Origin of the sequence: Enterobacter sp. HMSC16D10 (assembly GCF_001807145.1) — a bacterium.
GTDB classification, from domain to species: domain Bacteria; phylum Pseudomonadota; class Gammaproteobacteria; order Enterobacterales; family Enterobacteriaceae; genus Enterobacter; species Enterobacter roggenkampii.
The window spans coordinates 102,400-114,250 of the sequence record NZ_KV787896.1 but is presented as its reverse complement, the minus strand read 5'-3'; the positions used below and the strand labels follow the sequence as shown (position 1 = coordinate 114,250).

Genomic DNA, 11,851 nt, shown 5'->3' with positions numbered 1-11,851 from the left:
CATTAGGGTTGGTTACTTTCCACAGCACTCACCGCTCGCCGCCAGGCCGCCACCTCCTCATCCAGCCACGCCTCAAAAAGCCCCACCTCCGGCTTCTCCTCCTTAGGCTGCGCTGTCACCAGCCAGTAAGGCCAGGGATATGGCGCAGTGATGGAGGTTAGCTGGACCAGTTCACCTCGGGTGATGGCATCCTGAACCAGAGAGCGGCGCTCCAGCGCGATGCCTTTCCCGAGCCGGACGGCTTCGATAATGATATTGGAGTCGTTAATACATAAACCGCCAGGCACGATCTCTTTCTCCAGCCCCGCATTCACGCACCACGTTTTCCACGATTCCATGGAAAAAATAAGATGACTCTTTGCAATCTCCGCTGGCGTAGCGGGCAGCACGCCCCCGTTATAGCCCGGTGCGGCCACCACAATAAGCTCATCGGAAAAAAGGTAATGGCTTTCACTCCCTTCCCAGTTTCCCTGCCCCATCCGTATCGCGATATCTATCCCTTCCTGCTGCAGGCTGGTGACCGTCAGACTGGCCTGGATCCGCAGGGTAATAAGCGGATACTTCGTCCGAAAGCGTTCCAGGCGCGGCAAAAGCCAGTGGCATCCAAATGACGGCACCATCGCCAGCGTCAACTCCTGCTTTCTCGGCTTCACCTGTACGAGTCGGGTAGCATCCGCGATGTGGTTCAACGCCTCGCGTACCTGTAAGGCATAGAGCCGCCCTTCTTCATTGATCTGCACTCCTCGCCCCTGACGGATAAACAGCTTTACGCCCACCATCTCCTCCAGCGTTTTGATCTGCTGGCTGATAGCGGAATGGGTAACGTGGAGTTCTTTCGCCGCCAGCGTCACGCTGCCAAGACGGGCGACGGCTTCAAAGCTTCGCAAACTGGCAATGGGTGGAAAATCCGACATGAAAGCACTTCCTTATCTGCGCTGGATATACAGCGGCAACCTGACCATATGTCAGTAATACTAACCCTTACGGTAAGATACTGAAGATATTCGCCATGCAAATTGTATTGTAATGTCGGGTCATCCTTTTCAATGACGCGTTCTTTCACACAGACAGGAAAACGGGAAAGATGATTAAGCTTGTTGGCATAATGGATTCACCTTATGTACGGCGCGTGGCGATCTCCCTTGAGCTTTATGGCGTTGAGTTTGAAAGCCAGCCGCTGTCAGTCTTTAGCACCTTCGACGCATTCTCCCGGATCAACCCCGCGGTAAAAGCCCCGACGCTGGTTCTGGATAACGGAATACGTCTGATGGATTCCTCGCTGATTCTGAATTATTTTGAGGCTCAGGCCGACCCCGAGCGGAGACTCCTGCCCGTCGCGCCGGATGCGCAGACAAACGATCTTCAGACGCTGGGCTTTATTCTCGCCGCCGCTGAAAAAGCGGTGCAAAATGTGTATGAACACAACCTGCGCCCGGTAGAAAAGCAGCACGTTTCATGGGTCGAACGCATTACAATCCAGCTGCTGGCGGCCTGCAGGGAATGGAGTACCTTACTGGAGGGGCGTCCCGCCACCGCCGTTCCCGATCAGGTTGCCGTCACGAGCACGGTTGTCTGGACTTTTATTCAGTCGATGATCCCGCAGGTCGTTAACGCAGCGGATTTTAGAACGATCCAGGCGTTTGCCGAATCATTCGAATCGCAGTCGGCCTTCAAAAAATATCCGTTCAATTAAATGCAGAGCCCGGTAAGCGCAGCGCCACCGGGCAAACCCGCACCTAAATCTGATAATCAATCGCCACTTCTTCCGGCTCCATCACCTGGCGTTTAATCTCATCGACGGACAGCCCGGCGTTGCAGAGCTCGATAAAGCGCCACACATAGTTACGCTGCAGCTGTCCGCGCTTCAGGCCAAGCCATACGGTGTTGGCGTCAAACAGATGACGCGTGTCAAGACGCACCAGGTTCCCGTCCTCGCGTTCTCCGCTGGACTGTTCCGCCACCAGCCCAATGCCCAGACCCAGTTCGACGTAGGTTTTGATCACGTCTGAATCCTGCGCGCTCAGCACGATGTCGGGCGTTAACCCTTTACGATTGAAGGCTTCATCTATGCGCGAGCGTCCCGTGATCCCCTGGCGATAAGTAATGAGCGGCCATTTCGCAATGTCTTCCAGCGTCAGGGGAGAGACCTGATTCAGAGGATGATCGACGGGGAGCAGTAAGCTGTGATACCAGCGGAACCAGGGGAACGCCACCAGCAGCGGGTCGTTGCTCAGGCGTTCGCTGGCGATACCGATATCCGCCCCACCGTTTTGCAGCAGCACTTCAATTTCCTGCGGCGTGCCCTGGATAAGCTCCAGACGCACCTCCGGAAAAAGTTCGCGGAACGCCTTAATCACCGGCGGCAGGCTGTAGCGCGCCTGGGTGTGGGTGGTGGCAATGGTAAGCACGCCCGAGGCATCATTGGTGAAGAGATCCGCCAGGCGACGCACGTTGCTGGCCTCGTTGAGGATCCGCTCAGCGATGGTGAGCAATGCTTTACCCGGCTCCGTCATGCCGAGCAGCCGCTTGCCGCGACGGATAAAGATCTCTATGCCCAGCTCCTCTTCCAGCTCGCGGATATGGCGGCTGACGCCGGACTGAGAGGTATAAAGCATATTGGCGACCTCGGTCAGGTTGTAGTCCCGCCTGGCCGCCTCACGGATAATTTTAAGCTGCTGGAAATTCACGATTCACTCCGGCACATCTGACATAGCTCTATTGTTAGAGTCAGCTGCGCTGCAGAACAAATAATAAAAACCAGCATCTTATGCTTTTATGGAATATCAGCTCACGAGCTGGAGTTCACGGTTCTCAAGCGACGGCTTGCTGACCAGCGACATCAGAATCTCTTTTACCGCCTGCGCCTGTGGCGACAGCGAACCGCGTGCGGACATGTTCAGCGAGAGCGGCAGGCTCATAGAAGGCGTGGTGATCCGCGCCATCCAGCCGTTCGCCGCGCTGCACAGCGAACGCGCGGCGGATTCCGGCAGCACGGTGACGCCCATGCCGCTGGCAATGGCTGCGGTCAGCGTGGAGATCGAGTCAATTTCGCCGATGATTTTGGCCGTCAGGCGGCGCAGGGAGAACGCTTCGTCCACGCGCACGCGCACGGCGCTGTAGTCGCGCGGCAGATAGAGGTTCATCTCTGCCACGGCGGTAAGGTCGACACTCTGGCCCGGACAGTCGCGGGTGCCCACGAGGTAGAGATCTTCTTTCAGCAGCGGCTGGCTGGTGATCCCGGCCACCGGGGAGCGATCGTAAAGGACCGCCATGTCCAGCTGGCCGTTGAGCAGTTTGTCATTCAGTACAGACCCGCTGTTTTCGTGCAGGTACACCAGCACTTCAGGCAGCTCAGCGCGAACGGCCTGCAGCAGCGGCATGGTAATAGAGGACGCGGCCGTTCCCGGCGCCAGGCCAATAGAAACGTGTCCGCTCAGGGTCTGGCCCACGTTATTCACCGCCAGCTGCGCCTGCTCGCACTGGCGCAGAATCGTGCGCGCATGGGTATAGAGAATTTTTCCGGCTTCCGTTGGCGTGACGCCGCGTTTGGTACGGATCAACAGCTGCTGATCCATCTCGCCTTCCAGAGTAGCCACCTGCTGGCTCAGCGCAGGCTGCGCGATATGCAGCACTTCTGCTGCTTGAGTCAGGCTGCCGATATCGACGATTTTTACGAAGTATTTCAGTCGTCTTAAGTTCATTTTGCCCCCTGTTCGAAATGCTGTGCCGGAACCGGCTGTCGTTGTTGAACAGGTTTTGCAATATGAATGCCACTTTTACCAGGCGGTCTGAATTGGGCGCTAAGCGCCTGAAAATAAGGAAACCTAATCATGGAGGGGGGTTTTATTACCGAAACAGCAGTTTATGATCTGCCCCATTAGAGGTATATCCGCACCAAAGCGGTGCATTCCGCTGTCAAAAACAGCACTTTGCCGATTTTGTCAGCAAACGATCAAAAGGCGGCGATCCACCCTTTGACAAGGTGAACGCAGGTCGATAATATGCGCCCCGTTCACACGATTCCTCTGTAGTTCAGTCGGTAGAACGGCGGACTGTTAATCCGTATGTCACTGGTTCGAGTCCAGTCAGAGGAGCCAAATTTGAAAAGCCTGCTTTTAAAGCAGGCTTTTTGCTTTTCTGCGTCGGGTAAAATTTCGGGTGGCGGCTGCGCCTTACCCGACCGACAAAAACCTCGAATCGTAGGCCGGGTAAGGCGACGCCGCCACCCGGCGAAAATGTCCTCAATTGCCGAGCTTCACCGGCATCCCTGACCGCCGTTCCAGCTCAGCACCTGCACCCTCGTTGATCAACTCTGTCCGCAGCGCGGTCGATATCGGCAGCGGCACTTTCCGGGTCGATTCAAATTCCGCGCGGTTACGTGACAACGGCTCATGCACTTCCACCCAGCGGCTACCGTCCGGCTCGGAGGTGACTTTAACGGGCCGATCGATAAGCTGCACGCGGGTGCCGACAGGGACATTATCAAACAGGTATTTGATGTCGTTATTCCGCAAACGAATACAGCCCTGGCTCACCCGCAGCCCGATGCCGAAATTGGAGTTTGTGCCGTGTATGGCATACAGCCTGCCGATATAGATTGCATACAGCCCCATCGGGTTATCCGGCCCGGCGGGCACGAAGGCAGGCAGCGTTTTTCCCTCTGCCGCATAGGCACGGCGCGTATTGGGCGTCGGAGACCAGGTGGGTCCCACCTGCTTACGTTCAACCGCCGTTACCCAGTTACGCGGGGTTTCGCGCCCGGCCTGACCGATGCCGATGGGCAGCACTTCAACGGTATTGCTGCCCGGCGGGTAATAGTAGAGACGCATTTCCGCCACGTTAACGACAATCCCCTCGCGAACGGTGTCGGGCAAAATCAGCTGCTGGGGAATGACCAGCCGGGTGCCGGATTTGGGCAAAAAAGGATCCACGCCCGGGTTCGCTTCCAGCATATTGCTCAACCCCTGCCCGTACTGCGCGGCAAACGCCTCAAGCGGTAACGTATTATGATCCGGCACGGTAATGACCTGCGAGCTCCCCACCAGGCGACTGCCCGCCGGCGGTAAAGGATAGCTCACCGCCTGCACGCTCTGGCTGATGAGTAACGCAGCAAGACAGCCCAACGCCATTTTACGACACATATTCCCTTCCTCAGTCGCTTCGCTCTTTAGTAAGCATAGCGTAGCCGTTTTGCATTACCCATCAGGAAATAAAATCAGTTTGCACAGGCCCCCTGTCGCGGTAGTCTCATAGGTTCCGTTTATATGACGGCCGCTATGTGAGTGACCTTTTCTTATACCAATAATTAAAAATCAGTGCAGACAGGACAACTATGGACTCCACTCTCACCTCCACACATCCCAACGAGGAGACACCTTCGCTCAATCGTGCCCGCCGCGCCGCACTCGGCAGCTTCGCGGGTGCCGTCGTCGACTGGTATGATTTTCTGCTCTACGGCATTACCGCCGCGCTGGTGTTTAACCGCGAATTTTTTCCGCAGGTCAGCCCCGCGATGGGCACCCTCGCCGCGTTTGCCACCTTCGGCGTCGGTTTTCTGTTTCGCCCGCTGGGCGGGGTGATCTTCGGCCACTTTGGCGACCGCCTCGGCCGCAAGCGCATGCTGATGCTTACCGTCTGGATGATGGGGATCGCCACGGCGCTGATTGGCATTCTCCCGTCGTTTTCCGCGATTGGCTGGTGGGCACCGGCATTGCTGGTGACATTACGGGCGATTCAGGGCTTCGCCGTGGGCGGTGAATGGGGCGGCGCGGCGCTGCTATCCGTTGAGAGCGCGCCCAAAAATAAGAAAGCGTTTTACAGCAGCGGCGTGCAGGTCGGATACGGCGTGGGTCTGCTTCTTTCTACCGGGCTGGTCTCCTTGATCAGCCAGCTCACCACCGACGAGCAGTTCCTGAGCTGGGGCTGGCGCATTCCGTTCATCTTCAGCATCGTGCTGGTCATCGCCGCGCTGTGGATCCGTAACGGCATGGAGGAGTCGGCAGAGTTCGAAAAGCAGCAGGAAAAACCGGCCGTCAAAAAAAGGCTGCCGGTCATGGAGGCACTCGTCCGGCATCCTGGCGCTTTTCTGAAAATTATTGCCCTGCGCCTGTGTGAACTGCTGACGATGTATATCGTCACCGCGTTTGCCCTGAACTACTCGACGCAGAACCTCGGCCTGCCGCGTGAACTGTTCCTGAATATCGGCCTGGTGGTTGGCGGGATCAGCTGCCTGACCATCCCCTGCTTCGCCTGGCTGGCGGACCGCTTTGGCCGCCGTCGCGTCTATATCACCGGGGCGCTGGTGGGCACCCTCAGCGCCTGGCCATTCTTTATGGCGCTGGAGGCACAGTCGATCTTCTGGATTGTCTTCTTCGCCATCATGCTCGCCAACGTCGCTCACGACATGGTGGTCTGCGTCCAGCAGCCGATGTTTACCGAACTGTTCGGCGCCAGCTACCGCTACAGCGGCGCGGGCGTGGGTTACCAGGTTGCAAGCGTGGTCGGCGGCGGGTTTACGCCATTTATTGCCGCCGCGCTGGTGACCTTCTCCGGCGGAAACTGGCACAGCGTGGCGATTTATCTGCTGGCCGGTTGCCTGCTCTCTGCTGCGACGGCCCTGGTGATGAAAGAGCCCCGCCACACCTGATCGCCCTTTTGTTTCACAGGCGTGTGACATACTATCGGATAGAGTCGCACACCTGTGGAACAAGGAGACAGAGATGAATAATAAGGGCTCCAGCCTGACCCCGGCTCAGGCGCTGGAAAAACTCGACGCGCTGTATGAACAGTCCGTCAATGCGCTGCGCAGCGCCATCAGCGAATATATCGATACAGGGAAACTTCCCGACCAAAAGGCCAGAAACGAGGGCCTTTTTGTTTATCCATCGCTCTCTGTGACCTGGGACGGCAGCGCCAGCACGACGCCAAAAACCCGCGCCTACGCCCGTTTTACCCACTCCGGCTGCTACAGCACCACCGTCACCCGCCCGGCCCTGTTCCGCCCGTATCTTGAAGAACAACTTACGCTGTTGTACCAGGATTACGGCGCGCACATTGCCGTTGAGCCCTCGCAGCATGAGATCCCCTATCCGTACGTAATTGACGGTTCGGCGTTAACCCTTGACCGTTCCATGAGCGCGGGGCTGACCCGCCACTTCCCGACGACGGAACTGTCGCAGATTGGCGATGAGACCGCCGACGGGATTTATCACCCGGCAGAATTTTCTCCTCTGTCGCACTTTGACGCCCGCCGGGTCGATTTCTCCCTGGCGCGACTGCGCCACTACACCGGTACGCCCGCTGAACATTTTCAGCCGTTCGTGCTCTTTACCAACTACACCCGCTACGTCGACGAGTTTGTCCGCTGGGGATGCAGCCAGATCCTCGACCCGGAAAGCCCGTATATCGCCCTCTCCTGCGCGGGCGGGATCTGGATCACCGCAGAGACCGAAGCGCCCGAGCAGGCCATCTCCGACCTGGCGTGGAAAAAACACCAGATGCCCGCCTGGCACCTGATCACCGCCGACGGTCAGGGGATCACCCTGATCAACATTGGCGTCGGCCCGTCGAATGCCAAAACCATCTGCGACCATCTGGCGGTACTGCGCCCTGACGTGTGGCTGATGATTGGTCACTGCGGCGGCCTGCGTGAAAGCCAGCTGATTGGCGACTACGTGCTCGCCCACGCCTATCTGCGCGATGACCATGTGCTTGATGCGGTGCTGCCGCCGGATATCCCGATCCCGAGCATCGCCGAAGTACAGCGCGCGCTGTATGACGCGACCAAAGAGGTCAGCGGCATGCCGGGTGAAGAAGTTAAGCAGCGCCTGCGCACCGGTACGGTCGTCACGACGGATGACCGCAACTGGGAGTTGCGTTACTCAGCCTCCGCGCTGCGGTTCAACCTGAGCCGCGCGGTGGCCATTGATATGGAGAGCGCCACCATCGCCGCACAGGGCTATCGCTTCCGCGTCCCGTACGGCACGCTGCTGTGCGTCTCCGATAAACCGCTGCACGGCGAAATTAAGCTGCCGGGCCAGGCCAACCGTTTCTATGAAGGGGCTATCTCAGAGCATCTGCAAATTGGCATTCGCGCCATCGACCTGCTTCGGGCGGAAGGTGACAGACTGCTTTCCCGCAAGCTGCGCACCTTCAACGAGCCGCCGTTCCGCTAATAACGATAAGGAATAACCATGTCCAGCACCTCTCCGCTCTCTGCCCTGCGCCACTGGCTTGAGGCCAGCCATCTCGACGGGATGATCGTCCCGCGTGCGGATGCGTGGCAGAGCGAATACTGCGCGCCCTGTGACGAAAAGCTGGCCTGGCTGACGGGCTTTGACGGTTCTGCCGGCGTCGCGCTGGTACTGAAGGATAAAGCGCTGCTGTTCGTCGACGGGCGCTATCAGGTGCAGGCCCGCGTTCAGGTGAATCTGGACGAGATTGAAATTCACCACCTGCACAACGAGCCGCTGGCTGAATGGCTGACAGAAAACGTGGAGGCAGGCACGCGCATCGGTTTTGACGCACTGCTGATGACCAATACGGAGTTTGAGCAACTGTCCGCCACGCCGTGCAAGCTGGTACCGCTGAAGGTTTCGCCGTTTGACGCCTTATGGACCGATCGCCCTGCCGCACCGGCGGGGCTTATTCGTGAAATGCCGGTTGAAGTAAGCGGTGAAAGCAGCCAGGACAAACGTCAGCGCGTCGCTGCCGTGCTGGCCGCGAACAATGCTGATTATCTGGCCGTTACGCTGCCGGATAACATTGCATGGCTGCTCAACGTAAGGGGCTCAGATATCCCAACCAGTCCGGTACCGCTCTCATTTGCCCTGCTGAGTCGTGACGGCCACGTTGAGTGGTTTGTAAACGACAACAAGCTCGGCGCCCTGCCTGAAGAGGTGCGCAATGCGTTTACGATTGCGCCGCAGGACGCCTTCATCGAACGCTGTCAGCAGATTGCTGCAGGCAAACGGGTGATGGTTGATGCCGATTCCGCTCCGGTCGCCCTGCGCTTTGCCATTGAACCACGGGGAGAGATTGTCTGGCGAACCGATCCCATCACCCTGATGAAGGCCACCAAAAACCCGATCGAGCTGGCTGGGTATCGCGCGTGCCATCACCAGGACGGTGCCGCCTGGGTCAACTTCCTGGCCTGGCTGAGCCGCGAAGTGCCGCTGCGCGAGGCGGCAGGAAATCCGCTCACCGAGCTGGAAGTGCAGGCGCAGCAGCTCGCGTTCCGTCAACAGCAGCCCGGGTTTATCGAGCAAAGCTTTGCGACCATCTCCGCCTCTTCGAGCAATGCGGCGATGTGCCACTATCATTCGAGCGAGGCCAGCAACAAGCCCATCGGCCATGATCATTTTTACCTGAACGATTCCGGCGGTCAGTACGTTAATGGCACCACCGACGCCACGCGCACGCTGGCATGGGGTAAGGTCGACCCGCAGCAGCGCCTGCACTACACCGCCGTGCTGAGAGGCTTTCTGTCGCTCATTACCCTGCAGTTCCCCTCTGGCACTCAGGGGCATCAGCTGGATGCCTTCGCGCGTCGTCCGCTGTGGGAGATGGGGCTGGATTACGATCACGGCACAGGGCATGGCGTGGGGCATCAGCTTCTGATCCATGAGAACCCGCATCGCATTGCCAAAAAGGTCAACCCGTGGCCGCTGGTGGCGGGCAATATCATGACGATTGAACCTGGCTACTATCTGGGCGATAGCCACGGGATTCGCATTGAAAACCAGGTGGAGATTGTGGAGAGCCGTCCGGGATTCTGTAAATTTGCCTCGCTGACGCTGATCCCGATTGATTTAAGCCAGGTCGAGCTGGATCTGTTGAGCGAACAGGAAAAAGCGTGGCTGGATGCGTATCACCAGCAGGTGCGTGAGGCGCTGTCACCACGGGTGAACAGCGATGCGCGTTCGTGGCTGGAAGAGGCGACGGCACCGGTTCGTGTGAACGGATAGTGCGGCTTTTACCCGACGCAGAAAAGCAAAAAGCCTGCTTTAAAAGCAGGCTTTTCAAATTTGGCTCCTCTGACTGGACTCGAACCAGTGACATACGGATTAACAGTCCGCCGTTCTACCGACTGAACTACAGAGGAATCGTGTGAACGGGGCGCATATTATCGATGCTCCCCCATGATGTCAAAGGCAGAATGCATATTTCCGATCGTTTGCCGATTTATTCTCCACTTCGCGCAATTGTCAGGCATTTTTCCGCGGGTATTTCCACAGCCAGCGCCCGCTGACCATGCGCCAGTAGAACAGCGCGCCCCGTACGGCCCAGTCCAAGAACATACCCAGCCAGACGCCGACTACGCCCCATCCGAGCATCACCCCGAGCGTATACCCCGCCACAACGCGACATCCCCACATGCCGAGCATCGACACCCACATCGCAAAGCGGGCGTCACGCGCGCCCTTCAGCCCGGCTGGCAGTACCCATGAGGCCGCCCAGATGGGCATAAAGGCCGCATTGAGCCAGATGAGGATTTTAACGACCTCTTTAACGTCCTCTTCGTGGGTATAGAACGAGGCCATCAGCCCGGCAAACGGCGCCGTTCCCCAGGCTATCACGGTCAGTCCAATGGTTGACAGCCAGAAAACGTGGCGCAGCTGCCGCTCAGCCTGGCCAATCTGCCCTTTCCCGAGCCGTTTCCCGGTAATGATAGTCGAGGCCGAACCCAGCGCGTTACCCGGCAGGTTAATCAGCGAGGCGATAGAAAAGGCGATGAAGTTACCGGCGATCACGTCGGTGCCCATCCCGGCGACAAACATCTGCGTCAGCAGCTTCCCGCCGTTAAACAGCACCGACTCAATACTGGCGGGAATGCCGATCCCCATCACTTCCCAGATAATGGCGAAGTTAAAGGGGCGGAAATAGCTCTTCAGCGTGAGGCGCAGCGAGGGGGTGATCCCCGCCATCAGCACGCCGATAATCGCCGCCGCACCGATATAGCGTGAAATGGTTAGCCCCAGTCCAGCGCCGACGAACCCCAGCCCGTCCCACGAGAACACGCCGTAGATCAGCACGCTGCTGATGATGATATTCAGGATATTCATTCCGCCGTTGATCAGGAGCGGAATTTTGGTGTTACCTGCCCCGCGCAGCGCGCCGCTGCCAATCAACGCGATAGCCGCCGCCGGATAGCTGATAACGGTCATCTCCAGATAGGTCAGCGCCAGGTCTTTAACCTCGTTCGTGGCTTCCCCGGCGACAAAGTCGATAATCTCTTTACCGAAATAGTGAATCACCGCCGCCAGAACAATCGAAAAGACAGTCATGATCATCAGCGACTGGCGGGCTGCCTCGCGCGCACGTTTGGGATCGAGCTTGCCGAGGCTAAAAGCCACCACCACCGTCGTCCCGAGATCGATGGCAGCAAAAAAAGACATCACCACCATGTTAAAGCTGTCCGCCAGCCCGACCCCCGCCATCGCCTCTTTCCCCAGCCAGCTCACCAGGAAGGTGCTCAGTACCCCCATCAGCAGAACGCAGGTATTTTCCAGGAAGATAGGCACAGCAAGAGGGGTGATTTCACGCCAGAACAGGACACGATAGCTTTTACGTTTTGCATACCATGGCGTGCGCGCGATCGCCTGGCGTAAGGAGGCAGTGACGTTCAAAATGGACCTTAGCGAGAAAAGTTGAAACTCCATTTCAAATGATGGGGGAGAAATGCTAATCCTGCAAAGTATTTTCCTGAAAAAAGATGTGTGGAATTACAACAAACTGACGACAGAATCAGCAATCAGTCGATTTTCCCTAAGATCAGGTTTGACAAAAGTTTTTTCGCCGCTAAGATAAGCCTCCACAACGATTCCTCTGTAGTTCAGTCGGTAGAACGGCG

10 protein-coding genes and 2 tRNA genes are annotated in these 11,851 nt (G+C 57.7%); 5 read left to right on the top strand and 7 right to left on the bottom strand.

Going from position 1 to position 11,851, the window contains the following annotated elements; translation table 11 throughout:
* Positions 1–2: 2 nt before the first annotated feature.
* A complete protein-coding gene (gene gcvA / locus HMPREF3143_RS17550) occupies positions 3–914 on the bottom strand; it encodes a transcriptional regulator GcvA (RefSeq protein WP_070533860.1) in 912 nt (303 codons plus the stop codon).
* Between the two features lie 170 nt (positions 915–1,084).
* Between gcvA and HMPREF3143_RS17545 the strand changes: the two genes are divergently transcribed.
* The gene (locus HMPREF3143_RS17545; RefSeq protein WP_070533858.1) at positions 1,085–1,693 is read left to right on the top strand and encodes a glutathione S-transferase family protein; all 609 of its coding nucleotides are present in this window, start codon (positions 1,085–1,087) and stop codon (positions 1,691–1,693) included.
* A 43-nt stretch (positions 1,694–1,736) separates the two neighbouring features.
* Here the strand turns inward: HMPREF3143_RS17545 and cbl are convergent, their stop codons facing one another.
* Together cbl and nac are read right to left on the bottom strand one after the other, a co-directional pair.
* Positions 1,737–2,687, bottom strand: coding sequence for an HTH-type transcriptional regulator Cbl (gene cbl / locus HMPREF3143_RS17540; RefSeq protein ID WP_023293762.1), 951 nt, complete (start codon positions 2,685–2,687; stop codon positions 1,737–1,739).
* Between the two features lie 96 nt (positions 2,688–2,783).
* Positions 2,784–3,701, bottom strand: coding sequence for a nitrogen assimilation transcriptional regulator NAC (gene nac, locus HMPREF3143_RS17535; protein WP_008499475.1), 918 nt, complete (start codon positions 3,699–3,701; stop codon positions 2,784–2,786).
* Positions 3,702–4,021: 320 nt separating this feature from the next.
* Between nac and HMPREF3143_RS17530 the strand changes: the two genes are divergently transcribed.
* Positions 4,022–4,097: transfer RNA gene (locus HMPREF3143_RS17530), tRNA-Asn, on the top strand.
* 144 nt (positions 4,098–4,241) lie between these two features.
* Here the strand turns inward: HMPREF3143_RS17530 and ldtA are convergent.
* Positions 4,242–5,141 (bottom strand): L,D-transpeptidase, encoded by a 900-nt coding sequence (gene ldtA, locus HMPREF3143_RS17525; protein ID WP_070533856.1) that lies wholly within the window; start codon positions 5,139–5,141, stop codon positions 4,242–4,244.
* A gap of 191 nt (positions 5,142–5,332) precedes the next feature.
* Here ldtA and shiA point away from each other — a divergent pair, with 191 nt between their 5' ends.
* The 3 genes from shiA to HMPREF3143_RS17510 all read left to right on the top strand — a co-directional run bounded on the left by shiA (position 5,333) and on the right by HMPREF3143_RS17510 (position 9,965).
* A complete protein-coding gene (shiA, locus tag HMPREF3143_RS17520) occupies positions 5,333–6,646 on the top strand; it encodes a shikimate transporter (RefSeq protein ID WP_044596677.1) in 1,314 nt (437 codons plus the stop codon).
* 73 nt (positions 6,647–6,719) lie between these two features.
* Positions 6,720–8,174, top strand: a complete 1,455-nt coding sequence (locus tag HMPREF3143_RS17515; protein WP_070533854.1) for an AMP nucleosidase — start codon at positions 6,720–6,722, stop codon at positions 8,172–8,174.
* Between the two features lie 18 nt (positions 8,175–8,192).
* Positions 8,193–9,965, top strand: coding sequence for an aminopeptidase P family protein (locus HMPREF3143_RS17510; RefSeq protein ID WP_070533852.1), 1,773 nt, complete (start codon positions 8,193–8,195; stop codon positions 9,963–9,965).
* A 61-nt stretch (positions 9,966–10,026) separates the two neighbouring features.
* Here the strand turns inward: HMPREF3143_RS17510 and HMPREF3143_RS17505 are convergent.
* The 3 genes from HMPREF3143_RS17505 to HMPREF3143_RS26485 all read right to left on the bottom strand — a co-directional run bounded on the left by HMPREF3143_RS17505 (position 10,027) and on the right by HMPREF3143_RS26485 (position 11,816).
* Positions 10,027–10,102 (bottom strand) — tRNA-Asn (locus tag HMPREF3143_RS17505).
* Between the two features lie 103 nt (positions 10,103–10,205).
* Complete coding sequence (gene emmdR / locus HMPREF3143_RS17500) at positions 10,206–11,660, bottom strand: multidrug efflux MATE transporter EmmdR (protein WP_021241423.1); 1,455 nt, start codon at positions 11,658–11,660, stop codon at positions 10,206–10,208.
* Between the two features lie 63 nt (positions 11,661–11,723).
* A complete protein-coding gene (locus HMPREF3143_RS26485) occupies positions 11,724–11,816 on the bottom strand; it encodes a DUF5951 family protein (protein ID WP_219358334.1) in 93 nt (30 codons plus the stop codon).
* Positions 11,817–11,851: the final 35 nt, after the last annotated feature.